The following is a 22,718-nucleotide window of genomic DNA, read 5'->3' as shown; positions in this document are numbered from 1 at the left end:
CCGCCATAAACTACCGGTGCTAGTTAACGTGCGCCGGTCCACGCCGCCACACCCGGAGGTGCCCGGTGAACCTGGAGCTGAGCGAGGAGCAGGAGGCCGTACGCCGGCTCGCCCGCGAGTTCACCGAGCGCGAGATCGTCCCGTACGCCGCCGAGTGGGACCGCGCCGAGAGCGTGGACCGGGCCATCGTGAAGAAGCTCGGCGACCTCGGCTTCCTCGGGCTGACCGTCCCCGAGGAGTACGGCGGCTCCGGCGGAGACCACCTCGCCTACGTCCTCGTCACCGAGGAGCTCGGCCGCGGCGACTCGGCCGTGCGCGGCATCGTCTCCGTCTCCCTCGGCCTGGTCGCCAAGACCCTCGCCGCCTGGGGGACCGAGGAGCAGAAGCGCGCCTGGCTGCCCCGCCTCTGCTCCGGCGACGCGCTCGGCTGCTTCGGGCTGACCGAGCCCGGTACCGGATCCGACGCCGGCAGCCTCACCACCCGCGCCGTGCGCGAGGGGGACGCGTACGTCATCAGCGGCAGCAAGATGTTCATCACCAACGGCACCTGGGCCGACGTGGTCCTCCTCTTCGCCCGCACCGGTGACGAGCCCGGCCACCGCGGGGTCTGCGCGTTCCTCGTCCCCACCGACACCCCCGGCCTGACCCGGCGCGAGATACACGGCAAGCTCGGCCTGCGCGGCCAGGCCACCGCGGAACTCGTGCTCGACGGCGTCCGCGTCCCCGCCTCCGCGATGGTCGGCCCCGAGGGCAAGGGCTTCTCCGTGGCCATGTCGGCCCTCGCCAAGGGCCGGATGTCGGTCGCCGCCGGGTGCGTCGGCATCGCGCAGGCGGCGCTGGACGCCGCCGTCTCGTACGCCGCCCAGCGCGAGCAGTTCGGCAAGCCGATCGCCCACCACCAGCTCGTCCAGGAGCTGATCGCCGACATCTCGGTCGACGTGGACGCGGCCCGGCTGCTGACCTGGCGGGTGGCCGACCTCGTCGACCGCGGGCAGCCCTTCGCCACCGAGTCCTCCACCGCCAAGCTCTTCGCCTCCGAGGCCGCCGTGCGCGCCGCGGGCAACGCCCTCCAGGTGCACGGCGGTTACGGCTACATCGACGAGTACCCGGCCGGCAAGCTGCTGCGCGACGCCCGCGTGATGACCCTGTACGAGGGCACCAGCCAGATCCAGAAACTGCTCATCGGGCGCGCCCGCACCGGCGTCTCCGCCTTCTGAGTACGCATCTGAGTACGCGTGCGGATGTGGCCCCGCTCACACCGCCCGATGCTGGGCCCATGAACGAGACACCGGTCAAGCAGCGCAACTCGACGGCGTACTACGGCCAGGCCGTCGCGTCCTTCGGCATCGCGATCGGCGCCGTGGCCCTGGGGATCTACAACCTCCGGGTGGACGGCTGGGTCCGCGCCTTCCTCGGCATCGCGGTCCTCTACCTCACCACCTCGGCCTTCACCCTCGCCAAGGTGATCCGCGACCGCCAGGAGCTCACCCAGATCGTCAGCCGGGTCGACCAGGCCCGGATGGAGAAGATCATGGCCGACTACGATCCCTTCCAGCCGAAGGTCTGACCGGGGGGCGGCTCTGTCGCCGAAGTCCGCTAAGCGCTTGCTCACCCTCCGGTAGGGTGTTCCTTCCACAGGACGAAGAAGGTGAGCGAGCGATGGACAGCGCGGAGGAGACGACCGGCGGCTACCGGCCCTGGTCGGAGGTCACCCCCGACGCCGCGCGGCGGCTGCTCGTCGCCGCCGTCGAAGCGTTCGCGGAGCGCGGGTACCACGCCACCACCACGCGGGACATCGCGGGGCGGGCCGGGATGAGTCCGGCCGCGCTCTACATCCACTACAAGACCAAGGAAGAGCTGCTCCACCGGATCAGCCGGATCGGCCACGACAAGGCGCTCGAGATCCTGGAGACCGCCGCTTCCGGCCCGGGCTCGGCCGCGGAACGGCTCGAGGCCGCCGTACGGTCCTTCGTGCTGTGGCACGCCGCGCACCACACCACCGCGCGCGTGGTCCAGTACGAGCTCGACGCCCTCGCCCCGGAGCACCGCTCCGAGATCGTGGCACTGCGCCGGCAGAGCGATGCCGCCGTACGCCGCATCCTCGCCGACGGGGTCGCGGCGGGGGAGTTCGACGTGCCGGACGTCCCCGGCACCACCCTCGCCGTCCTGTCCCTGTGCATCGACGTGGCCCGCTGGTTCAGCGCGGCCGGCCGCCGTACGCCCGACGAGGTCGGCGCGCTCTACGCCGACCTCGTCCTGCGCATGGTGGGCGCGGCCCCGGACGCTCCCGCCTTCGCGGCGCCTCAGAAGTAGTAGCGGGACACCGACTCCGCCACGCACACCGGCTTGTCGCCGTCCTCGCGCTCGACGGTGACCGTGGCCGCGACCTGGACCCCGCCGCCCGCCTCCGTGACCTCCGTGATCGCGACGGTGGCACGCAGGCGCGAGCCGACCGGCACCGGCGCCGGGAAACGCACCTTGTTCGTGCCGTAGTTGATGCCCATCTTCATGCCCTCGACCCGCATGACCTGCGGCACCAGGCTCGGCAGCAGCGACAGGGTGAGGTAGCCGTGGGCGATGGTGGAGCCGAAGGGCCCGCCCGCGGCCCGTTCCGGGTCCACGTGGATCCACTGGTGGTCACCGGTGGCGTCCGCGAACAGGTCGATCCGCTTCTGGTCCACCTCCAGCCACCCGCTCGGGCCGAGCGTTTCCCCGATCCCTGCGTGCAGCTCCTCGGCGGACGTGAAGATCCTCGGCTCGGCCATGCCTCTCCCTCTCCCTGGCGAATAAGCGCTTGCTCAGCATGCTGGGGCCGCATGTATCTGTCAACGACACGTCTGTCAACGAATGTCGGCCCGGCCGACTACCCTCGGCGTCGTGCCGCAGATTCCCGAGAAAATCCACGAGCTCACCGTCGGCCAGCTGTCCGCCCGCAGCGGCGCGGCCGTCTCCGCGCTGCACTTCTACGAGACCAAGGGCCTGATCAGCAGCCGCCGCACCGCAGGCAACCAGCGCCGCTACAACCGCGACGCACTGCGCCGGGTGGCCTTCGTACGCGCCGCCCAGCGCGTCGGCATCCCGCTCGCCGCCATCCGCGACGCACTCGCCCAGCTGCCCGAGGAGCGCACCCCCAACCGCGAGGACTGGGCCCGGCTTTCGGAGGCCTGGAGCGCCGAGCTCGACCAGCGGATCACCCGGCTGATGCGCCTGCGCGACCACTTGACCGACTGCATCGGCTGCGGCTGCCTCTCGCTGAAGAACTGCGCCCTGTCCAACCCGGACGACAGGTTCGGCGACCAGCTCACCGGCTCCAGGCTGTAGCGGCGCCCTCCTGGCCGACCGCCGCGAGGGCCGCCGACACCAGCTCGGCATTCGAGCGCGCCGGCCGCCCGTCCGGCAGGTGCAGTACGTCGCCCACGCCGATGCGCACGTCCGCACCGCACCGCGCGGCCAGCCGCAGCGCCGGCCAGGCGGCGGCCTCCCGCCCGAACAGCAGCAGCGGCACCGGCGGCAGCCACCGCAGCCCCGCCACCAGCGCCGGATCGGCCACCGCCAGCTCCACCGCGAGCCGGATCCGCGCAGGGTCCCGCACCGGCCGGGCCAGGAACCGCGCGAGCGCACCCGGCGCCGACGCCTGCGCCCCGGGCCCGGCGTCCTCCCCGCCCAGCGGAACCAACGCGTCCACCGCCACGCCCCGCGCCAGCAGGGCCTCGGCCAGCTCCTCGGCCCCCGGCTCCGCGAAATGCACCACCGCCCGGTCCGGCAGCACCGTCCAGGACCGGACCCGCTCCAGCCGCCCCGCCGGATCCGGCTCGGCCCCGATGCCCGCGGACACCGAAAGCGGTACGGAGACCCCCGCGCCCCGCACCGCCTCCAGCAGCGGCCCCACGACCCGGGGCGACAGGCTCTCCCGGCCGCACGGGGTCCGCGGATGGACCAGCACCTCCCCGGCCCCGGCGGCGACCGCCCCCAGGGCCGACTCCACCACGTCCGGCGGGGACAGGGGCACGGCGCCGCCGTCGGCGGCACCGCGCCCGCCGTTCAGTGACACCGAGACCGACACCGACACCGGCGCCGACCCCCGAAGCCCCCGCAGGCTCATGCCGCCCCCGCCGAAGCCGGATCCGCGGCCGCCAGCGCGGGCCTCGGCACGACGATCCCGCAGCCCGCACACACCGGCCCGTCCCAGGCCCACGCCCCCTCCCAGCTGCCGTGCCCCGCGCGGGGCCCCCGTCTCTGTCCCGGCACGTGCGCGGGCCAGCGCAGCTCCTGCTCCCCACAGACCGGGCACCCCGTCCCCGGCTCCGACTCCAGCGCCGCGACCAGCCGCCGCAGCACCTCGCCCAGCGTCCCGTCGGGCCGCACCCCCGGATCGGCGCACCGCACCACCGCGTCCCCGCTGCCGCCCCACGCCCACTCCGGGCGGCGCAGCCCGTGGTACTTCTCCCGCCGGCGCCGCTCCGCGAACTGGCGCTCGTACTCCAGCCAGACCGCCCGCGCCTCCTCCAGCTCCTCCAGCGCCGCGACCAGCCGCAGCGGATCGGCCGCCCGGTCCTCGGGGGCGATCCCGTGCCGGTCGCACAGATGCCACCACGTCGCCCGGTGCCCGTACGGAGCGAACCGCTCCAGGCAGCGGCGCAGCGAATGGCGCCGCAGCGCACGGTCATTGCGTGCGTCCCGCACCTGGTACGCCAGACTTCGGAATCCCGCCATCACACCTTCACCTCCGTCGCGCCCACGCCCGCACCGGGGGGCGTCGTACTACGTCGAACGACGACGCACCGTGAGATGTGCCCAACATGCCCGGTCAGGTGCGGGCGCATGCGGGGGCGGTCGAGGCGTGCGGGTGGCACATGGCCGGAACTCAGCGCCCCATGCGCCCCGCAGCAACCACGAGCCGGGCCAGCTCCTCGTGGCAGATGTCGCTGTGCGCCCCCGAGGGGGGACCGCCGCGGCGCACCACGGACCCGGTGTCCACACTGACGCAACCGGCCTCCGGGACCCCCTCGCGCAAGGCCGTGTCGAGGCTGATCCGCGGCGCGCCCGGCACCGCCTGCACCCCGTCGTGACCGATCGCGCCCCACCGCTCGTCGAAACCGAGCAGACCGGCCGAATCCCCTGCCATCCGGGAGGCCAGCGGATAGAAGACCTTGAGGGCCGAATCGTACGCGGAGTGGCAGGCGAGCACCGGTCCGTCGACCCGCCGCTGCATCCCGCGCAGCGCGCCCCCGCTGCCCTTGTCGTGGGGGAGCCGGTCGGCGAAGGCGTAGTGGGAGAAGGCCCCTTGGAGCAGCGTCGCGGATTTCACGTACCGGGCCCCGTCCGGCACCGCACGCAGCGAGAAGGACACCACCCGGGCCCCGAAGCTGTGGCCGATCAGATGGATCCGCAGGGCCGGGCGATGACCGGCCAGTTCGGCCAGCACCGGGCCGAGGCCGCGCTGGCCGACGATCCCGGCCCGCTTCTTCATCTGGTAGTACGTGGCCTGCCGCAGCAGTTCCTTGGCGCCGTTCCACAGCGCGCGCAGGCCGGCGCCGGCGCCGAAGCCGGGCCCGGCGGCGCCGCCGGGCAGGGCGCCCGCCTCGATCAGCCCTTCGGTGAAAGCCCGGCACACCTCCAGCACGTCGTGCGTGAAGACGGCGGGCACGTCCCGCACGGCAGGGACCGCGACGGCGGCGACGGCTGCGGGACCCGTGACGGCCGCGTCGGACGCCTCGGCCGGATCGGCGCCGTCCACCGCATCCACCCCTGCCAGCTCCCGTACCAGCGCGCCGAATTCGGTGAAGGCCGCCGCCGACTCCGGCCGGTCCTCCAGCAGTTCGGCCACCCGGTCCAGCTCCGCCACCCGCCCCGGCCAGAACTCCCCGAGGGCCCGCAGCGTGGCGGGGTCCAGCGCCGTCCCGTGGCTCGGCTCGGCGAGCGTGCCGTGGGGGTCGAAGTCCGGAATCGGCTCGTCCGAGAACCGGATCGAGGGCCATACGACACCCACGTACCCCAGCCGCACCCCTGGCCCCACCAGCCCCGGGAAGGGGGTGTAGAAGCGGTCGAAGAGCCGGGTCGACGTCGACCGGTCGCTGTTCCAGCCGTGCGCGAAGACCAGCAGATCGGTGGCCTCCAGCGCGGCCACCGCGTCCCGTGTGCTGCGGTCCACGTCCCCGTCGGAGTCGAAGACCAGCTCCTCGTACGGACCCACCCCGATCCCGAGGCCCGCACGCACACCCGCACGTGCTCTCGCACCCGTACCGGGATCCGTACCGAGATCCGCACCGAGACCTCTGACCGTTCCGTCCGACATGGGGTCCCCCTCCGCGCCGCCTCTCCGGTGCCGTCCAGCATCCTGCTGCGGCCCCCGCCCGGCCAGACCCCTGCCGCGCAAGGATTCACGGGTAGAGCAGGTACCGCCCCCGCACCGCCGCGAACCGCTCCAGCCCCGCCGCCCAGTCGGCCGCGATCTCCTCGACGCCGGCCCCCGCGTCCACCATCCTGCGGACCCGGTCCGAGCCGGTCAGCTGGTCGATCCAGTGGTCCGTGCGCCACGCGAAACCGCTCCACGTCCGCTTCGCGGTCACCAGCAGTCCGATCCCGGCCCGTACCGGGTCGAAGGCCGCCCGGTCGTGGACGATCAGCCGGACCCCGCCGCACACCTTCCCGGCGAACTTGGAGAAGGTCGGCGTGAAGTACGCCTCCCGGAACCAGACCCCGGGCAGCCCCAGCGCCTGGGCCGCCTCCGCCCACCGCCGGTCCACGCCCTCCGCGCCGACCACCTCGAAGGGCGTGGTCGTCCCGCGTCCCTCCGACAGGTTGGTGCCCTCGAACAGGCAGGTGCCGGCGTACGCGAGGGCCGTGTCCGGCGTCGGCACGTTCGGGCTCGGCGGCACCCAGGGCAGTCCGGTCTCCCCGAAGAAGGAGTCCCGCCGCCACCCGGTCATCCGTACCGTGCTCAGCCTGACCGGCTGAGCGGCCGGGAACTCCCCGTTGAACAGTAGGGCCAGCTCGGCCACCGTCATCCCGTGCGCGAGCGCGATCGGCTCCCGGCCCACGCCGCTCGCGTACGCGCGCTCCAGCACGGGCCCCGCGGCCCGCAGGCCACCCACCGGGTTCGGCCGGTCCAGTACGACCACCGCCTTGCCGGCCAGTGCGGCCGCGCGCATGCAGTCGTACAGGGTCCAGATGTAGGTGTAGAAGCGCGCCCCGACGTCCTGGACGTCGAAGACGACGGTGTCGATCCCGGCCGCCGTGAACACGTCCGCGAGCTGCTGCCCGCTCTTGCCGTACGTGTCGTACACCGGCAGCCCGGTCGCCGGATCGCGCCCGGCCGCCTCCGATTCGCCCGCCTGCGCCGTCCCGCGGAACCCGTGTTCCGGTCCGAACACCGCCACGAGTTTCACCCGGGCGTCCGCGTGCAGTACGTCGACCAGGTGGCGGGCGTCGGCGGTGATGCCGGTGGGGTTGGTGACCACCCCGACCCGCTGCCCGGCGAGCACCGCGTAGCCGTCCGCGGCGAGTTGCTCGAAGCCCGTGCGCACCCGGTCGGCGGCTGCCGCCGCCGGTTCCGGCGGCCGTACGGGCGCCGCGCCCACCGCCCCGAGAGTCCCCAAGGCCCCCGTCGTGCCCGCCAGTCCCAGCAGCCCCCGTCGTGACAGCGTCATCCGGCCACGCTAGGGGTCCGCCCTCTTCCACCCCGACATACCGACCGGTTAGTCTGCCGGGCATCCGGCCAGGAAAGGTGATCCCCGTGAGCGCGTACCAGGACCAGCGAGTCGTCGTCACCGGCGCGGGCGGCGGCATCGGCGCCGCCCTCGCCCACCGCTTCGCCGCCGAGGGGGCCACGGTCGTGGTCAACGACCTCGACGCCGCCAAGGCCGCCGCCGTGGCGGACGGGATCGGCGCCCGGGCGATCGCGGTCCCGGGCGATGCCTCGGCCGTCGTGGAGCAGGCCCGCGAAGCCCTCGGCGGACGGGTGGACGTGTACTGCGCGAACGCCGGACTCGCCTCGGGCGGCGACGCGTTCGCCGACGAGGCCGTGTGGGAGGCGGCCTGGGACACCAACGTCATGGCGCACGTCCGCGCGGCCCGGCTGCTGCTGCCCGACTGGCTGGAGCGCGGGAGCGGGCGCTTCGTGTCCACCGTCTCGGCCGCAGGGCTGCTGACCATGATCGGGGCGGCGCCGTACAGTGTCACCAAGCACGGTGCGCTCGCCTTCGCGGAGTGGCTCTCGCTGACCTACCGCCACCGCGGCGTCCAGGTCCATGCCATCTGCCCGCAGGGGGTGCGCACCGACATGCTGACGGCCGCGGGCTCGGCGGGCGAACTCGTCCTCGCGCCGACCGCGATCGAGCCGGAAGCGGTGGTGGACACGCTGTTCGACGGCATGGAGAAGGGCCGGTTCTTGATCCTCCCGCACCCCGAGGTCGCGGACTACTACGCCGCCCGGGCCACCGAACCGGACCGCTGGCTCGGCAGCATGAACCACCTCCAGCAGAAGTGGGAGACCAGGTGACCCGGCCTTCCGGCTATGCCGCCAAGCCCTGGCTCGGGCGGCTCGCCCCGGCCCAGCGCGCCCCCGTCTCCCCGCCGCCCAGCGTGCTGCACGCCTTCCGCGAAGCCGTCGCCCGGGCCCCGGAGCGCACCGCGCTGGCCTACTTCGACGGCCGCATCGGCTACGCGGAGGCCGACGCGCTCTCCGACTCCGTCGCCGGCCACCTCGCCGCGCACGGCATCCGCCGCGGGGACCGGGTCGCCGTCATGCTGCAGAACACCCCGCACTTCGTCCTCGCCGTCCTGGCCGCCTGGAAGGCCGGGGCGGTGGTCGTCCCGCTCAACCCCATGTACAAATCGGGTGAGATCGGGCACATCCTGCGGGACTCGGGGGCTTCCGCGCTGGTGTGCGACGGCCGCGCGTGGACGGCATACGTGGCCGAGGCCGTCCGCGGCACGGCCGTACGGGTCGCCCTGACCGCCTCGGACCGGGACTTCCAGACCCGGAACGACCCGCGCGTCTTCGCCCCGGCGGAACCGGGCTCCACCACGGCGCCGGTCCCGACCGCACCGGCCCCCACCCCGGCCGACCTCGCAGCCGTGGCCCTCCAGGGCCACCCCGCCCCGCCGGATCCCGGCCTCACCGCCGCCGACACCGCGCTCATCAGCTACACCTCCGGCACCAGCGGCACCCCCAAGGGCGCCATGAACCCGCACGGCGCGCTCACCCACAACGCCGTCCGGCAGGTCACCGGGCACCCGCTCCCCGAGGGCGCCGCGTACTTCGCCCTCGCGCCCCTGTTCCACATCACCGGCATGGTCTGCGAGCTCGGCGCCTGCCTCGCCAACGCCGGCACCCTCGTCCTCGCCCACCGCTTCGACGCCGGCGTCGTCCTCGACGCCTTCCTCGAGCACCGCCCCGCCTACGCCGTCGGCCCGGCCACCGCCTTCATGGCCCTCGCCGCCCACCCGGGGGCCACCGCGGACCACTTCGCCTCGTTCCAGGTGATCTCCTCCGGCGGCGCCCCGCTCCCGCCCGCCCTCGTCGAACGCCTCCGCGCCGGCTTCGGGTTCTACCTGCGCAACGGCTACGGCCTCACCGAGTGCACGGCCCCCTGCGCCTCCGTGCCCGTGCACCTCGAAGCCCCCGTGGACCCCGCCTCCGGCACCCTCTCCGTGGGCCTGCCCGGTGCCGACACGCTCGTACGGATCCTGGACGAGCAGGGCGGCGAGGTGCCCTTCGGCGAGACCGGCGAGATAGCCGTCCGAGGGCCCCAGGTCGTCCCCGGCTACTGGGGGCTGCCGACGGACACCGCCAAGGCTTTCCCGGACGGCGAACTGCGCACCGGCGACGTCGGGTTCATGGACGCGGACGGCTGGCTCTACGTCGTCGACCGCAAGAAGGACATGATCAACGCCTCCGGGTTCAAGGTCTGGCCGCGCGAGGTCGAGGACGTGCTCTACACCCACCCCGCCGTGCGCGAGGCGGCCGTCGTCGGCGTCCCGGACCCGTACCGCGGCGAGAGCGTGAAGGCGTACGTGAGCCTGCGCCCCGGCACCTCGGTGCAGCCGCAGGAGCTGTCCGCGTACTGCGCCGCCCGCATCGCCGCGTACAAATACCCGCGGCACGTGGAGATCCTGCCTGTCCTGCCGAAGACGACGAGTGGCAAGATCCTGCGACGGGAACTGCGCGACCGCGGCTGAAAACAGTCGTACGGTCGTACAGCCGGCCGTACGGCTGGTCCGGCCGGCCGGCCGGACGTACGGCCACAGAACAGGGAAGGGAAGGTCAGCGCCATGGCTGCCAGGAGCACGGAGCCCGAAGGCACGCACGAAGCCCCGGTGCCGCAGCGGCTGCTGGCCGTCGCCACCCGGCTGTTCGCCGAGCGCGGCTACGACCGCACCTCCGTACAGGAGATCGTCGAGGCGGCCGGGGTCACCAAGGGTGCGCTCTACCACTACTTCGGGTCCAAGGACGACCTGCTGCACGAGGTGTACGCGCGGATGCTGCGGCTCCAGCAGCAGCGCCTGGACGCGGTGGCCGGTTCCGATGCCCCGGTCGAGGAGCGGCTGCGCGCCGCGGCCGCCGACGTGGTGGTCACCACCATCGAGAACCTCGACGACGCGGCGATCTTCTTCCGGTCGATGCACCAGCTCAGCCCGGAGAAGTTCAAGCAGGTACGGGCGGAGCGCCGGCGCTACCACGAGCGCTTCCGGGCGCTGGTCGAGGAAGGCCAGCGCACCGGCGTCTTCTCCACCGCCACGCCCGCGGACCTGGTGGTGGACTACCACTTCGGCTCCGTCCACCACCTGTCCACCTGGTACCGCGCGGACGGCCCGCTCACGCCGCAGCAGGTCGCCGATCACCTCGCCGACCTGCTGCTGCGCGCGCTGCGACCGTAGGAGAGCGGTCAGGGCGTCAGGTCACCCGTTACGGAGCCACCTTCAGCAGCTTGTTCGCCGTGCCCGGCGACGGGTTGCCCACCGCGCCCGACGTGGCCGCGGCCGTCAGCGCCGCGGCCGTCTGCGCCGGGGTCGCGGACGGGTGCCCGGCCAGGTAGACCGCCGCGGCGCCCGCAACGTGCGGGGTGGCCATGGAGGTGCCCGAGATGGTCTTGGTGCCGGTGTCGCTGTCCTTCCAGTCGGAGGTGATGTCCGAACCCGGCGCGTACAGGTCCACCACGGAGCCGAAGTTCGAGAACGAGGACTGCTCGTCGTCGATGGTGCTCGACGCCACGGTGATCGCCTCCGGAACCCGCGCGGGGGAGCCCTTCCCGGCGTCGGCCGATTCGTTGCCCGCCGCCACGGCGAAGGTGACGCCCGAGGCGATGGCCCGGCGCACCGCCTCGTCCAGGGCCTCGTCCGCGCCGCCGCCCAGGCTCATGTTGGCCACCGAGGGCCCCGAGTGGTGCTGGGTGACCCAGTCGATCCCGGCGACCACCTGCTCGGTGGTGCCGGAGCCGTTGTCGTCCAGCACCCGCACCGCGACCAGCTTCGCCTTCTTGGCGACGCCGTGCGCGGTCCCCGCGATGGTGCCCGCCACGTGCGTGCCGTGGCCGTTGCCGTCGTCGGCGCTGTCGTCGTTGTCCACCGCGTCGAAGCCGGACGTCGCGCGGCCGCCGAAGTCCTTGTGCGTCGTGCGTATGCCGGTGTCGATGACGTACGCCGTCACGCCCTCGCCGGCGCTGTCGGGGTAGCTGTACTTCTTGTCGCCCGCCTTGGCCGTCTGGTCGATCCGGTCCAGACCCCATGAAGGCGGGTTGTCCTGAGTGGCGTTGATGGTGAACTTCTTGTTCTGCACGACCTTGCCGACGGCCGGGTCCGCGGCGAGCCGCTTGGCCTCGGTCTCGCTCAGGCCCGCGGCCGAGAAGCCGTTGACCCCGGAGCTGTAGGTGCGCTTCAGCTCGCCTCCGTACTTCTTGGCGAGCTGTTCCTTGTTCGCGGATGCGTCGAGTATGACGACGTAGCTTCCGCTGATCGCGCCGGGCGCGCCCAGTCCGTAGACCGTGCCCTCGGCCGGTGCCGCCGCCCCCGCGAAGGGGGTGGCGAGCAGGGTCACGGCGGCCGCGGTCGCGGCTCCCGCGCCGACTGCCGCGTACCGGAAACCGCGCGAACGCTTGTGAGTTGCCATCTGGAGGGTTCTCCTCATGTTGACGTGTGGGGCGTCAAACCTTCTGGAGAACCCTGATCCGATTGACAGGCGCAAATCAAGAACGCCCCGGCGTGGCGGGGTTGTTCAACAAGGTTTCTTAAAAGGCCTCCCGCATCGCCTTCACTTCGCACATGGGTTCACGCGAACTCCCGCACGATTCCCACACGTTCACGCGCGACCCGCGTACTTCTTCAGCTCCCGGTGCGCCAGCGAACGCTGGTGCACCTCGTCCGGACCGTCCGCCAGCCGCAGCGTCCGCGCCGCCGCCCACAGTTCGGCCAGCGGGAAGTCCTGGCTCACCCCGCCCGCGCCGTGCAGCTGCACCGCGTCGTCCAGGATCCGCACCACCGCCCGCGGGGTCGCGATCTTGATGGCCTGGATCTCGGTGTGCGCGCCCCGGTTGCCGACCGTGTCCATCAGCCAGGCCGTCTTCAGGACCAGCAGGCGCAGCTGTTCCACCGTCACCCGGGCGTCCGCGATCCAGTTCTGCACGACGCCCTGCGCGGCCAGCTCCTTGCCGAAGGCCGTACGGCCCACCGCGCGCCGGCACATCAGCTCGATGGCCCGCTCCGCCATGCCGATCAGCCGCATGCAGTGGTGGATCCGGCCCGGGCCGAGCCGCGCCTGGGCGATCGCGAAACCGGTGCCCTCCTCGCCGATCAGGTTCGCCGCCGGGACCCGGGCCCCGTCGAAGACGACCTCGGCGTGGCCGCCGTGGTCGTGGTCCTCGTACCCGTACACCGTCATCGCCCGGCGCACCTCCACGCCCGGCGTGTCCCGCGGGACCAGGATCATCGACTGCTGGCGGCGCGGATCGGCGCCGTCCGGGTCCGTCTTGCCCATGACGATGAAGATCTTGCAGTCCGGGTTCATGGCCCCGGAGATGAACCACTTGCGGCCGGTGACCACATACTCGTCACCGCTCGCGGAGCGCTCGATCCGGGTCTCGATGTTCGTCGCGTCCGAGGAGGCCACCTCGGGCTCGGTCATCGCGAAGGCGGACCGGATCTCGCCGGCCAGCAGCGGCTCGAGCCACTGCTTCTTCTGCTCCTCGTTGCCGAACTGCGCGAGCAGCTCCATGTTCCCGGTGTCCGGAGCCGCGCAGTTGGTCGCCATCGGCGCCAGGTGCGGGCTGCGGCCGGTGATCTCGGCGAGCGGCGCGTACTGCAGGTTGGTCAGCCCGGCGCCGTGCTCCGCATCCGGAAGGAACAGGTTCCACAGGCCCTGACGGCGCGCCTCGGCCTTCAGTTCACCGAAGACGGCCGGGGCGTCCCAGGGCGAGGCCAGCCGCGCGCGCTGCCCGGCGGCGACGGGCTCCGCCGGGTAGACGTACTCGTCCATGAACGCGAGCAGCCGCTCGCGGAGTTCCTCGGTCCGGGCGTCGAATGCGAAGTCCATGGGTGTGCCTCAGCCTTCCTGGCCGTTTTCGAATGGGTGGAGGCCGTGGAGGGTGGCCAGACCGTGCTCGATGAAGACCGGGACCAGCTCGCCGATCCGGTCGAAGCCCGCGCCCACCGTCTGCCCGAGCGTGTAGCGGTAGTGGATGCCCTCGAGGATCACCGCGAGCTTGAACCAGGCGAAGGCCGTGTACCAGGCGATGTCGCCGGTGTCCCGGCCGGAGCGGGCGGCGTACCTCTCGATCAGCTCGGCCGGCGCCGGATGGCCGGGCGCGCCGCTCGTCGTGCTGACCGGGGAGTCGGTCAGCCCCAGGTCCGAGCTGTACATGACCAGCAGCCCGAGGTCGGTCAGCGGATCGCCGAGCGTGGACATCTCCCAGTCCAGCACCGCGCGGATCGTGTCGTCCGGACCGCCGATCAGTACGTTGTCCAGCCGGAAGTCGCCGTGCACGACGGTCGGGGCGGGGGAGTCGGGCAGGGCGCGGCCGAGCGCACCGTGCAGCTCGTCGATGCCCGCGAGCTCGCGCCCCCGCGAGGCCGCGAGCTGCTTGCCCCAGCGGCGCAGCTGGCGGTCGAGGAAGCCCTCGGGCCGGCCGAAATCGCCCAGGCCCACCGCCTCCGGGTCCACCGCGTGCAGGTCGACCAGCGTGTCCACCAGGCCCAGGACCGCTCGCCGGGTGCGCTCGGGGCCGATCGCGGCCAGCTGTCCGGCCGTGCGGTACGGCACCCCTTCCACGTACTCCATGACGTAGAACGGCGCCCCGAGGACCGACTCGTCCTCGCACAGCAGCAGCGGCTCGGGCACCGGCACGGCCGTACCGTGCAGCGCCCGGATCACCCGGTGCTCGCGCCGCATGTCGTGCGCCGTGGCCAGGACGTGGCCGAGCGGCGGGCGGCGCACCACCCAGCGGGAGGTCCCGTCGGTGATCTCGTACGTGAGGTTCGAGCGGCCGCCTTCGATCAGCCTGCCGCGCAGCGGCCCGGCCACGAGCCCCGGCCGCACCCGGTCGAGATGACCGCGCAGCCGCTCCGGATCGAGGCCCCGGGGGCCGGCTGAAGCGGACGCTGACGCTGAGGTCATGGTGCGCACCTCCGTGCGGAGTGGACGAGGACGGGCGAACGAGAGACATCATGCCGACCAGTCGGTATGTCGTCCAGTGCGCAGGGCCCGCGAGTACGGGCCGGAGGGGATCCTCCGGCCCGCACCCGTGGCTCACGCGTGACAGAGGATCGGCGTCCCGCCGTTCATCACCGTCATGTCCTGGAGCACCGCCAGAATGTTCAGCGGCGCCCCTTCCGGCTCGCCGGCCAGCTCCGCGTACGCCCGGTGCAGGTTCGCCACCAGTCGCTCGCTCTCCCGCCACGCCCCGAACTCGCCGAGATCGGCCTCGCGCGCCACCTCCAGCGGGGTCAGCCCCTTCGCCGTGCCCTCCCGGGCGAGTTCGGCCACGTACCGCAGATAGCGCTCCGTGGCCTCGTAGGCGGACGGGTCCGTCAGCGGCCCGTGGCCCGGTACGACGGTCTGCGCGCCGAGCGAGCGCAGCAGCTCCAGCGCCCGCAGCGAACCGGCCAGCGAGCCCATCGCGAGGAACGGCGTGCCCTCGGCGAAGACCAGGTCCCCGGTGAAGACGGTCCGCTGCCGGGGTAGCCACACGATCGAGTCCCCGGTGGTGTGCGCGACGCCGGGGTGGATGACCTGGACCTCGGTCCCGCCGAGGTGGAGGGTCGTCCGGTCGTTGTACGTGAGGTCGGGCGGGGTGATCTCGATCGCGCCGAAGTCGGTCGTCGGCCAGATCATCTCCAGCTGGTGCCCGGCGGCGAGCTGTTCGGTGCGCGCGTTGTCGTGCCCGAGGATCAGGGCCTCGGGGGCGAAGACGCCGTTGCCGTACGTGTGGTCGCCGTGGTGGTGGGTGTTGACCACCGTGCGCGGCAGCGGCACCCCGGCCGCCACGACCGCCTCGCGCAGGGCCAGCGCCCGCCGCTCGGTGGCCGCCGTGTCGATGAGCAGCGTCCGGCCGCCGTCGCTCACGAATCCGGCGTTGTTGAGGCACCAGCCGCCGTCCGGCTGGACGTAGGCGTACACCCCGCTGGCGGGCTGGACGAGGTACGGCTCTTCGGCGGTCATCTGCGGTCTCCCCGGAAGGCGTTGATGTGCGCTCGGCATCCTGCCAGCCGCTCCGCCGCGGGGGGAGAGCGGGGCTTGGTGTGCGGCGTGTCGGGGGGTGCCCACGGAGTGTGGGGGATGCCGCAGAGGCGGTCACCGTGGTGACGGGTGCCCGTGGCTGCGCGGTTCGGCTGTGGGTGGGGTCAGAAGATGACCGCCACCGCGAAGACCGAGAGCGCCACCGTGCACGCCACCGCCGCCAGCGCCGACCGCGGGGCGAGCCCCGGCGGCCGCAGCGCCGCCAGCTGCCGCATCCGCACGTGCGCGACCCCCAGGAACGCCAGCCAGATCAGCACGATCACCGCCGCCCCGAGCACCTCCACCGCGGAGCCCGAGCCGCGCAGCGCCGTCCGCAGGGCCAGCAGCGCCGTCACCGAGCACGCCAGCGTCGTACGCCGCCACGCGAGCCGCGTCCGCTCGGGCTGCAGGCCCGCGTCGCGCCCCGCCGCACCGGAGGGCGTCACTGCCCGCTCGTCCAGCCCAGCAGCACCACCAGCACCATCGACACCGCGACCAGTCCCACCCCCAGGCTCAGCACCACCGGGAACCGGGACAGCGGCAGGTCCTCGCCCCGCCGCATCGCCCGCTCGCACCGCACCCAGTGGTTCACCGCCCGCAGAGCACAGGCCGCACCCACCGCGAGCAGCGCGAGGGACATCCCCACCCGCACCCCCCAGCGCAGGTCCGGCAGGAACTGGTCCACCGCGAAACCGCCGCCCACCAGGGCGAGCGCGGTCCGGATCCAGGCCAGGAAGGTCCGCTCGTTGGCCAGCGAGAAGCGGTAGTCGGGGGTCTCGCCCTCGTCCCTCACCCGCTGCGGCGCGAACCAGAGGCGCACGTCCTTGACGAAGTCGATCACCCCGTCAATCTACTGGCCGGGCTCCCGGTGCGCGCGCAGCCGCCGGTAGGCCTCCAGCCCGTCCGGCACCCACTCCCACGCGCCGTCCGCGACCCGCTGCGCCAGCTCCTCCTCGGAGAGCCACGCGTGCCACGCGACCTCCGCCTCCTGCGGCCGCACCGGCAGATCGCAGCGCACCTCGTGCACGTACGACCACCAGGCCCCGCCCGGCCCCTCGTACAGGAACTTGAACAGCGGCACGGGCTGCGCCAGCCCCTGCACGCCCAGCTCCTCCTCCGCCTCCCGCAGGGCGGCCTCGGCGTAGCTCTCGCCGGCGCCCAGCACCCCGCCGACGAACATGTCGTAGGCCGAGGGGAAGACCAGCTTCGAGGCCGTCCGCCGGTGCACGAAGATCCGCCCCCGTGCATCCCTGGCCTGCACGAACACGCACCGGTGGAGCAGCCCGCCCGCGTACACCTCGCCCCGCGGCGCCTGTCCCGTCACCCGGTCGTCCCGGTCCACCACGTCCAGTACTTCGTCAGCAGCACTCACGCGGCCCATCCAACCACCGCTGTTGACTGGTTACCGCTCCGTAGCCAAGGATCTGCCCCACCACCGACCGGAGGACGGGTTCGCCATGACGTACGACGCAGACGTGATCGTGATCGGGGCCGGGCTGGCGGGTCTGGCGGCCACCGCCGAGCTCGTCGACGCGGGCCGCAAGGTCATCCTGCTCGACCAGGAGCCCGAGCAGTCGATCGGCGGTCAGGCGCACTGGTCCTTCGGCGGGCTGTTCTTCGTCGACTCGCCCGAACAGCGGCGGCTGCGGATCAAGGACAGCCGCGAGCTCGCCCTGCAGGACTGGCAGGGCACCGCCGGCTTCGACCGCGAGGAGGACGCCTGGCCGCGCCGCTGGGCGGAGGCGTACGTGGACTTCGCGGCCGGTGAGAAGCGGCCCTGGCTGCACGCCCAGGGCGTCCGCTTCTTCCCGGTGGTCGGCTGGGCCGAACGCGGCGGCTACGACGCGAACGGGCACGGCAACTCCGTCCCCCGCTTCCACATCACCTGGGGCACGGGGCCCGGCCTGGTCGAACCCTTCGAGCGGCGGGTCCGCGCCGGGGTGGCCCGCGGCCTGGTCCGGCTCCGGTTCCGCCACCGGGTCACCGGGCTCGCCCGGACGGCCGGTGTCCTCGACACGGTCACGGGCGAGATCCTGGAGCCCTCCGACGCCGTACGGGGCAGCGCGAGCGGCCGCGAGAGCACCGGGTCCTTCTCCCTGCGGGCCCAGGCGGTGATCGTGACCAGCGGCGGGATCGGCGGCAACCACGACCTCGTGCGCAGACAATGGCCGGCCCGGCTCGGCACCCCGCCGCAGCGGATGCTCTCCGGGGTCCCGGCGCACGTGGACGGCCTGATGCTGGGCATCGCCGAGGAAGCCGGCGCCAGCCACATCAACAAGGACCGGATGTGGCACTACACCGAGGGCATCGAGAACTGGAACCCGATCTGGGCCAGGCACGGCATCCGCATCCTGCCCGGACCGTCCTCGCTCTGGCTGGACGCCACCGGCAGGCGGCTGCCCGTACCGCTCTTCCCCGGGTTCGACACCCTCGGCACCCTCGACCACATCATGAAGACCGGCCACGACCACACCTGGTTCGTGCTCAACCAGCGCATCATCGGCAAGGAGTTCGGCCTCTCCGGCTCCGAGCAGAACCCCGACCTGACCGGCAAGTCGGTCCGCGACGTCATCGACCGGGCGCGCCAGGCCGTTCCGGGGCCGGTGAAGGCCTTCATGGAACAGGGCGTGGACTTCGTCGTCGAACGCGACCTCGCCTCGCTGGTGCGCGGCATGAACGCGGTCACCAAGGAGGACCTGCTCGACGAGGAGACCGTCCGCCGGGAGATCGTCGCCCGGGACCGGGAGATCGCCAACCCGTTCACCAAGGACCTCCAGGTGACGGCCATCCACGGCGCACGCAAGTACCTCGGCGACAAGCTGATCCGCACCGCCGCCCCGCACCGGATCCTGGACCCCAAGGCGGGCCCGCTGATCGCCGTACGGCTCTCCGTCCTGACCCGCAAGTCCCTGGGCGGCCTGGAGACCGACCTGTCCTCCCGGGTCCTCACCGCATCCGGCGACCCCCTGCCCGGCCTGTACGCGGCCGGCGAGGCGGCCGGCTTCGGCGGCGGCGGGGTCCACGGCTACCGCGCCCTGGAGGGCACCTTCCTCGGCGGCTGCATCTTCTCGGGCCGGGCGGCGGGTCGCGCCGCGGCCGGGGCGGTGGGCTGAAGGGGACACCGACCCGGTCCCCGGCGCAGACGGCGCACCGGGCCGCGGGCGGACGTGCGGGTGCCGGTGGCGTGCTCTAGCGTCGGAAGGGCGAGGGTGACCGTTGCGCGAGCCGGTCGCCCCCCGGAGTGCCCGCTCCGCGCCGCCCCCGCCCGTGGTCCGGCGCACTCGCGGATCGCGTGACCGACCGAGAGAGCAGGTGCATCCGCATGCGTCCGTCGGCCCGTATCCCCAGCATCCTGGCCGGCCTGGTCCTCGCCGCCGGCGGCACCTTCATCGCCGCCCCGGCCGCCACCGCCGCCCCCACCAGCATCCAGGACTGCGAGCAGTACATCGTGCAGCACGGCAAGCAGGTCACGGACGGCGTCGGGCAGGCCTGCTACGAGGGCACGATCGGCAACCAGACCAGCTGCGCCGCGAGCCTGCAGGAGGCCGGCATCTCCGCGAACGTCGCGAGCGGAGCCTGCCGCGCGGCTCACTAGTGCGGCTCGCCAGTACGGCTCACCAGGCCGTCCGCAGGCGTTCGACGACGCGGAAGCGCTCCGCGACGACCAGCGTGTCGTCGGCCACCGTGAACTCCGGGTCTCCGAGCACCTCGCGGATCTCCGGCCCGTGCCAGAACCGCTCGTGGGAAACGCGCCATTCGGCCACGGACGCGTACCCCTCGCCCTCGTCCAGGGCGTGCCGGAGGTCCACCTCCGCGAGCGGTAGAACGCGTACGTCCGTCACTTCCAGGACGGCCACCGGACGCTCGGCGGAGTCCATGACCGCCATCCGCCCGCCCACCACCGGCAGGGGGTCGCCCGTGACCTCGTACTCGGTCAGCAACCCCGTCGTCGTGGTCTTCGCGCCGCTCAGCACCGCTGCCACCAGGCTGTCGCGCAGCGGCCCGGGGAAGGCGAACAGGGCGGGCGGGAGATCGTCGTACGTCGTCATGGACTCACCCTACGGCCGGGCCGGCGGCGGCCGCGATCGGATTGGACCGCCCAACTGGCGTCATGTACATACCAGTTGAAACGCGCCACGCAGTGGACTGGACCTTGACGCGGAGCTGTGCCTACCGCTTTGCTGTGCGTGATCATCCAGCCAACCGTCCGCCCGCGCCCGTGCCCTGGAGGGAATCCCGCGGATGTCCCCGCCTCCGCCGCCCCTCGGCCGCGCCCGCAAGCGGGACGCCCAGCTCTTCGACCCGGCCCTCTGCGACACCGAACTGGTCGACGTCCGCGCCCAGTTCACCCAGGGCCGCTGGGCCAGGGCCCGCTCCCTCCTCGTCGGCACCGGCGACGACTGGGACCGCCGGGGCCACCGTGTCGTCGTACTCGCCGAGACCCCGGCGGCCACCGCCTGGGCCCGCGAATGGCTGCTCGCCGAACCCGACAGCCCCGACGCGGCCACCCTGCTCGCCTGCGCCGCCGTCTTCTCCGCCCTGCGCCGCAAGGGCACGCCCGAGGCCGCCGAGCAGGCCTGCCGCCGGGCCGCCGCCCTGCTCCCCGCCGACCCCACCCCCTGGCTGGGGCTGCTGATGCTCTCCCGTGCCTTCGGCACCGCGGAGGAGTTCAGCCGCCACTTCGACCAGGTCCGGGCCCGCCACCGCGAGCACCACCACGCCCACCACCTGATGGTCGCCAGGCTGGCCGAGCACACCCCCGGCGCCGGCCACGACCCGCTCCACGAGGTCTACGACTTCGCCGCCTGGGCCGCCGAGGAGTCCCCGGCCGACTCCCCGCTCGCCGTCCTCCCGGTCATCGCCCACGCCGAGCGCTACCGGGTGCTGGCGGGCTCGTACGGCTCCGACAGCAGCGCCGGCGCCGTCACCCACTGGTCGAGCCGCCGCGCCCGCCAGGTACTGCGCTCCGCCTTCGACTGGTGGCTCGAATGGGAACGCGAGGACCATCCCCGCAACCGGGTCGACCTCAACTTCCTGGCCCACGCCAAGCTCTGCGAGGGCCGCCCGGCCGAGGCCGCCGCCCTCTTCCACCGCATCGGCAGCCACGCCACGCCCGCCCCCTGGTCCTACCCGGACCTCGACCCGCACAAGGCCTTCCTCGCCGCCCGCAGCGCCGCACTCGGCACGGCCTGACGCGCACCCCCGCTCGACCGCACCCCGCTCGACCGCACCCCCGCTCGACCGAACGCTGCTCCACCGCACCCCCCCTCCGCTCCGCTCGACCTTCCCCGAAAGGACACCCCGCCATGGCGACGGGCAGATCCACCACGCTCAGCACCGCGCCCGAGATCCGCACCTACAAGGGCCAGGACCGCGCCCTGCGCGCCGACCGCCTCGGCACCGCGGGCCTGCTGCTCTCCGTACTGGCCGCCAGCGCACCCCTGATGGTGGTCGCCGGCGTGATGCCCACCACCTTCGGCGTCATGGGCGTCGTCGGCCAGCCGCTGCTGTTCGTGATCCTCGGCATCGTCCTCGCGCTCTTCGGCATCGGCTACGCCGAGATGAGCCGGCACGTCCACAACGCCGGCGCCTTCTACGCGTACATCGCCCGCGGCCTCGGCCCCACCGCGGGCGCCGGCGCCTCGCTCGTCGCCCTCGTCGCGTACAGCGCCATGCAGGTCGGCGTCTACGGCATCCTCGGCTTCGAGATCTCCGGCCTCTTCGCCACCTACCTCGAGGTCAACGTCGCCTGGTGGATACCGGCCCTGGCCGCCGTCGCCGTCACCGGCGCGCTCGGCTGGCTCAAGATCGACCTCAACGCCCGCGTCCTCGGCGTCCTCCTCCTCATCGAGTGCGCCCTCGTCGTCGTCTTCGACATCGCCGCCCTCGGCGACCCCGGCCCCGAAGGCCTCTCGCTGCACGCCTTCGACCCCGCGACCCTCGGCGGTGCGGGACTCGGCACGGCCCTCTGCTTCTGCATCGCCGCCTTCGTCGGCTTCGAGCAGTCCCCGGTCTACGCCGAGGAGACCAGCAAGCCCCACATCGTCGTCTCCCGCGTGATGTTCCTCGCCGTCGGCTTCGTCGCCCTCTTCTTCGCCTTCAGCGCCTGGGCCCTCACCGTCGCCACCGGACCCTCCGAGGTCGTCAAGACCTCCGCCGAAGCCGGCCCCGGCCTGCTCTTCCAGCTCACCGAGGGCCGTCTCGGCACCACCTTCACCGACGTCCTGCACGTCCTCTTCGTGACCGGCATGTTCGCGGCCATGCTCAGCTTCCACAACGTGGTCGCCCGCTACGCCTTCGCGATGGGCCGCGAGGGCCTGCTCCCCGCCGCCTTCGGCCGGACCAGCGCGGGCACCGGCGCCCCCGCCACCGGCTCCCTCCTGCAGACCGTCATCTCCACCCTCGTCGTCCTCGCCTTCGCCTTCACCGACGACAAGCCCGCCGGCGACCCCACCGCGCCCGTCCTGCACCTGTTCACCTGGATGGGCAGCGTCGGCGCCCTCGGCGTGACCCTTCTCATGGCCGCCGCCTCCTTCGCCGTCATCGCCTTCTTCGTCCGCCGCGGTACCGCCGGCGCCCAGGTCTGGCGGCTCGTCGCGGCCGCCCTCGCCGGGATCGCGCTGCTCGGCATCGCCGGGTACACGGTCAAGGACTTCGGCGTCCTGGTCGGCGCCGAGGAGGGCTCCGCGCTCAGCTGGCTCCTGCCCGGGATCATCGGCGCCGCCGTCGTGGGCGGACTGCTGTACGGGGTCGTCCTGCGGCGCAGCCGCCCCGAGGTGCACGCCCGCATCGGCCTCGGGAACGAGGCCTTCCGCCTCGAGCAGGCCGCGGAGGCCGACCCCCGCGACTGACCCCCGTCGCCTCGCTTTCGAGCTCGTACGAAGCCCCCGGCACCTGTTTCCATGGTCGTCGGGGGCTTCTGTGCGGGGAGGGCGGGTTTTGGCCATGGCCCGGGCTCATGGTCTCCTGTGTCGACAAAACCATCCGACCTCGCACAGGTGACCACCAC

24 protein-coding genes are annotated in these 22,718 nt (G+C 73.1%); 11 read left to right on the top strand and 13 right to left on the bottom strand.

Features of this window, described 5'->3' with window-relative positions:
• The first annotated feature begins 65 nt into the window (after positions 1-65).
• The 3 genes from ACFYXK_RS30625 (at position 66) to ACFYXK_RS30615 (ending at position 2,313) form a co-directional block, all read left to right on the top strand.
• Complete coding sequence (locus tag ACFYXK_RS30625; protein WP_389414086.1) at positions 66-1,217, top strand: acyl-CoA dehydrogenase family protein; 1,152 nt, start codon at positions 66-68, stop codon at positions 1,215-1,217.
• A 59-nt stretch (positions 1,218-1,276) separates the two neighbouring features.
• Positions 1,277-1,567, top strand: a complete 291-nt coding sequence (locus ACFYXK_RS30620; protein ID WP_389414085.1) for a YiaA/YiaB family inner membrane protein — start codon at positions 1,277-1,279, stop codon at positions 1,565-1,567.
• 92 nt (positions 1,568-1,659) lie between these two features.
• Positions 1,660-2,313: a TetR/AcrR family transcriptional regulator gene (locus tag ACFYXK_RS30615; RefSeq protein ID WP_389414084.1), complete on the top strand. Its 654-nt coding sequence runs from the start codon at positions 1,660-1,662 to the stop codon at positions 2,311-2,313.
• Here ACFYXK_RS30615 and ACFYXK_RS30610 read toward each other — a convergent pair.
• Positions 2,304-2,765 carry a MaoC family dehydratase gene (locus ACFYXK_RS30610; protein ID WP_383519006.1) on the bottom strand — a complete coding sequence of 154 codons (462 nt, stop codon included), beginning with the start codon at positions 2,763-2,765 and terminating at the stop codon, positions 2,304-2,306. The two genes, ACFYXK_RS30615 and ACFYXK_RS30610, sit on opposite strands and share 10 nt — an antisense overlap.
• A gap of 112 nt (positions 2,766-2,877) precedes the next feature.
• On the opposite strand from ACFYXK_RS30610, the gene soxR reads away from it, so the two are divergent.
• The gene (soxR, locus tag ACFYXK_RS30605) at positions 2,878-3,321 is read left to right on the top strand and encodes a redox-sensitive transcriptional activator SoxR (RefSeq protein ID WP_389414083.1); all 444 of its coding nucleotides are present in this window, start codon (positions 2,878-2,880) and stop codon (positions 3,319-3,321) included.
• Here the strand turns inward: soxR and ACFYXK_RS30600 are convergent.
• The 4 genes from ACFYXK_RS30600 to ACFYXK_RS30585 form a co-directional block, all read right to left on the bottom strand.
• Entirely contained in the window at positions 3,302-4,102 is an 801-nt protein-coding gene (locus tag ACFYXK_RS30600; protein WP_389414082.1) for a 3-keto-5-aminohexanoate cleavage protein, read from the bottom strand. The genes soxR and ACFYXK_RS30600 overlap by 20 nt on opposite strands.
• On the bottom strand, positions 4,099-4,713 hold the full coding sequence (locus ACFYXK_RS30595) for a hypothetical protein (RefSeq protein WP_389414081.1): 615 nt from the start codon (positions 4,711-4,713) through the stop codon (positions 4,099-4,101). The genes ACFYXK_RS30600 and ACFYXK_RS30595 overlap by 4 nt, the downstream gene beginning before the upstream one ends.
• 151 nt (positions 4,714-4,864) lie before the next feature.
• Positions 4,865-6,217, bottom strand: coding sequence for a serine-threonine protein kinase (locus tag ACFYXK_RS30590; protein ID WP_389414080.1), 1,353 nt, complete (start codon positions 6,215-6,217; stop codon positions 4,865-4,867).
• Positions 6,218-6,380: 163 nt separating this feature from the next.
• Complete coding sequence (locus ACFYXK_RS30585) at positions 6,381-7,649, bottom strand: exo-beta-N-acetylmuramidase NamZ domain-containing protein (protein WP_389414079.1); 1,269 nt, start codon at positions 7,647-7,649, stop codon at positions 6,381-6,383.
• 77 nt (positions 7,650-7,726) lie between these two features.
• On the opposite strand from ACFYXK_RS30585, the gene ACFYXK_RS30580 reads away from it, so the two are divergent.
• From ACFYXK_RS30580 to ACFYXK_RS30570, 3 genes are all read left to right on the top strand, one after another.
• The gene (locus tag ACFYXK_RS30580) at positions 7,727-8,500 is read left to right on the top strand and encodes an SDR family oxidoreductase (protein ID WP_389414078.1); all 774 of its coding nucleotides are present in this window, start codon (positions 7,727-7,729) and stop codon (positions 8,498-8,500) included.
• Positions 8,497-10,182: a class I adenylate-forming enzyme family protein gene (locus ACFYXK_RS30575; protein WP_389414077.1), complete on the top strand. Its 1,686-nt coding sequence runs from the start codon at positions 8,497-8,499 to the stop codon at positions 10,180-10,182. The genes ACFYXK_RS30580 and ACFYXK_RS30575 overlap by 4 nt, the downstream gene beginning before the upstream one ends.
• A gap of 93 nt (positions 10,183-10,275) precedes the next feature.
• Positions 10,276-10,881, top strand: coding sequence for a TetR/AcrR family transcriptional regulator (locus ACFYXK_RS30570; protein WP_389414076.1), 606 nt, complete (start codon positions 10,276-10,278; stop codon positions 10,879-10,881).
• Positions 10,882-10,909: 28 nt separating this feature from the next.
• On the opposite strand, the gene ACFYXK_RS30565 is transcribed toward ACFYXK_RS30570, so the two are convergent.
• The 7 genes from ACFYXK_RS30565 to ACFYXK_RS30535 form a co-directional block, all read right to left on the bottom strand.
• Positions 10,910-12,109 carry a S8 family serine peptidase gene (locus ACFYXK_RS30565; RefSeq protein WP_389414075.1) on the bottom strand — a complete coding sequence of 400 codons (1,200 nt, stop codon included), beginning with the start codon at positions 12,107-12,109 and terminating at the stop codon, positions 10,910-10,912.
• A gap of 189 nt (positions 12,110-12,298) precedes the next feature.
• The gene (locus ACFYXK_RS30560; protein ID WP_389414074.1) at positions 12,299-13,528 is read right to left on the bottom strand and encodes an acyl-CoA dehydrogenase family protein; all 1,230 of its coding nucleotides are present in this window, start codon (positions 13,526-13,528) and stop codon (positions 12,299-12,301) included.
• 9 nt (positions 13,529-13,537) lie between these two features.
• The gene (locus ACFYXK_RS30555) at positions 13,538-14,608 is read right to left on the bottom strand and encodes a phosphotransferase family protein (protein ID WP_389414073.1); all 1,071 of its coding nucleotides are present in this window, start codon (positions 14,606-14,608) and stop codon (positions 13,538-13,540) included.
• 132 nt (positions 14,609-14,740) lie between these two features.
• On the bottom strand, positions 14,741-15,652 hold the full coding sequence (locus ACFYXK_RS30550; RefSeq protein ID WP_389414072.1) for an MBL fold metallo-hydrolase: 912 nt from the start codon (positions 15,650-15,652) through the stop codon (positions 14,741-14,743).
• Between the two features lie 182 nt (positions 15,653-15,834).
• Entirely contained in the window at positions 15,835-16,155 is a 321-nt protein-coding gene (locus ACFYXK_RS30545; RefSeq protein ID WP_389414071.1) for a DUF202 domain-containing protein, read from the bottom strand.
• Positions 16,152-16,550 (bottom strand): YidH family protein, encoded by a 399-nt coding sequence (locus ACFYXK_RS30540; protein WP_383518972.1) that lies wholly within the window; start codon positions 16,548-16,550, stop codon positions 16,152-16,154. Before ACFYXK_RS30540 ends, ACFYXK_RS30545 begins: the two co-directional genes overlap by 4 nt.
• Positions 16,551-16,559: 9 nt before the next feature.
• Positions 16,560-17,081 carry an NUDIX domain-containing protein gene (locus ACFYXK_RS30535; RefSeq protein WP_389414070.1) on the bottom strand — a complete coding sequence of 174 codons (522 nt, stop codon included), beginning with the start codon at positions 17,079-17,081 and terminating at the stop codon, positions 16,560-16,562.
• A gap of 85 nt (positions 17,082-17,166) precedes the next feature.
• Here ACFYXK_RS30535 and ACFYXK_RS30530 point away from each other — a divergent pair, with 85 nt between their 5' ends.
• Entirely contained in the window at positions 17,167-18,822 is a 1,656-nt protein-coding gene (locus ACFYXK_RS30530) for an FAD-binding dehydrogenase (protein WP_389414069.1), read from the top strand.
• Positions 18,823-19,031: 209 nt separating this feature from the next.
• On the top strand, positions 19,032-19,304 hold the full coding sequence (locus ACFYXK_RS30525; protein WP_389414068.1) for a hypothetical protein: 273 nt from the start codon (positions 19,032-19,034) through the stop codon (positions 19,302-19,304).
• Between the two features lie 19 nt (positions 19,305-19,323).
• Here ACFYXK_RS30525 and ACFYXK_RS30520 read toward each other — a convergent pair whose 3' ends face one another.
• Positions 19,324-19,758: an ASCH domain-containing protein gene (locus ACFYXK_RS30520; RefSeq protein ID WP_389414067.1), complete on the bottom strand. Its 435-nt coding sequence runs from the start codon at positions 19,756-19,758 to the stop codon at positions 19,324-19,326.
• Between the two features lie 193 nt (positions 19,759-19,951).
• Between ACFYXK_RS30520 and ACFYXK_RS30515 the strand changes: the two genes are divergently transcribed.
• Both ACFYXK_RS30515 and ACFYXK_RS30510 read left to right on the top strand, forming a co-directional pair.
• Positions 19,952-20,902 carry a hypothetical protein gene (locus tag ACFYXK_RS30515; RefSeq protein WP_389414066.1) on the top strand — a complete coding sequence of 317 codons (951 nt, stop codon included), beginning with the start codon at positions 19,952-19,954 and terminating at the stop codon, positions 20,900-20,902.
• A 113-nt stretch (positions 20,903-21,015) separates the two neighbouring features.
• Positions 21,016-22,560, top strand: a complete 1,545-nt coding sequence (locus ACFYXK_RS30510) for an APC family permease (RefSeq protein ID WP_389414065.1) — start codon at positions 21,016-21,018, stop codon at positions 22,558-22,560.
• Positions 22,561-22,718: the final 158 nt, after the last annotated feature.

This window comes from Streptomyces sp. NPDC002209 (genome assembly GCF_042890265.1).
Taxonomy (GTDB): Bacteria; Actinomycetota; Actinomycetes; order Streptomycetales; family Streptomycetaceae; genus Streptomyces.
The sequence above is the reverse complement of the archived record's forward strand: the minus strand, read 5'-3'. Positions and strand labels throughout refer to the sequence as shown.

Coding starts and splice junctions, on each gene's coding strand:
- ACFYXK_RS30565 (WP_389414075.1), bottom strand. CDS start 12,109: ATGGCAACTCACAAGCGTTCGCGCGGTTTCCGGTACGCGGCAGTCGGC.
- ACFYXK_RS30570 (WP_389414076.1), top strand. CDS start 10,276: ATGGCTGCCAGGAGCACGGAGCCCGAAGGCACGCACGAAGCCCCGGTG.
- ACFYXK_RS30615 (WP_389414084.1), top strand. CDS start 1,660: ATGGACAGCGCGGAGGAGACGACCGGCGGCTACCGGCCCTGGTCGGAG.
- ACFYXK_RS30555 (WP_389414073.1), bottom strand. CDS start 14,608: ATGACCTCAGCGTCAGCGTCCGCTTCAGCCGGCCCCCGGGGCCTCGAT.
- ACFYXK_RS30520 (WP_389414067.1), bottom strand. CDS start 19,758: ATGACGACGTACGACGATCTCCCGCCCGCCCTGTTCGCCTTCCCCGGG.
- ACFYXK_RS30550 (WP_389414072.1), bottom strand. CDS start 15,652: ATGACCGCCGAAGAGCCGTACCTCGTCCAGCCCGCCAGCGGGGTGTAC.
- ACFYXK_RS30585 (WP_389414079.1), bottom strand. CDS start 7,649: ATGACGCTGTCACGACGGGGGCTGCTGGGACTGGCGGGCACGACGGGG.
- ACFYXK_RS30515 (WP_389414066.1), top strand. CDS start 19,952: ATGTCCCCGCCTCCGCCGCCCCTCGGCCGCGCCCGCAAGCGGGACGCC.
- ACFYXK_RS30525 (WP_389414068.1), top strand. CDS start 19,032: ATGCGTCCGTCGGCCCGTATCCCCAGCATCCTGGCCGGCCTGGTCCTC.
- ACFYXK_RS30510 (WP_389414065.1), top strand. CDS start 21,016: ATGGCGACGGGCAGATCCACCACGCTCAGCACCGCGCCCGAGATCCGC.
- ACFYXK_RS30530 (WP_389414069.1), top strand. CDS start 17,167: ATGACGTACGACGCAGACGTGATCGTGATCGGGGCCGGGCTGGCGGGT.
- ACFYXK_RS30610 (WP_383519006.1), bottom strand. CDS start 2,765: ATGGCCGAGCCGAGGATCTTCACGTCCGCCGAGGAGCTGCACGCAGGG.
- ACFYXK_RS30600 (WP_389414082.1), bottom strand. CDS start 4,102: ATGAGCCTGCGGGGGCTTCGGGGGTCGGCGCCGGTGTCGGTGTCGGTC.
- ACFYXK_RS30595 (WP_389414081.1), bottom strand. CDS start 4,713: ATGGCGGGATTCCGAAGTCTGGCGTACCAGGTGCGGGACGCACGCAAT.
- ACFYXK_RS30560 (WP_389414074.1), bottom strand. CDS start 13,528: ATGGACTTCGCATTCGACGCCCGGACCGAGGAACTCCGCGAGCGGCTG.
- ACFYXK_RS30620 (WP_389414085.1), top strand. CDS start 1,277: ATGAACGAGACACCGGTCAAGCAGCGCAACTCGACGGCGTACTACGGC.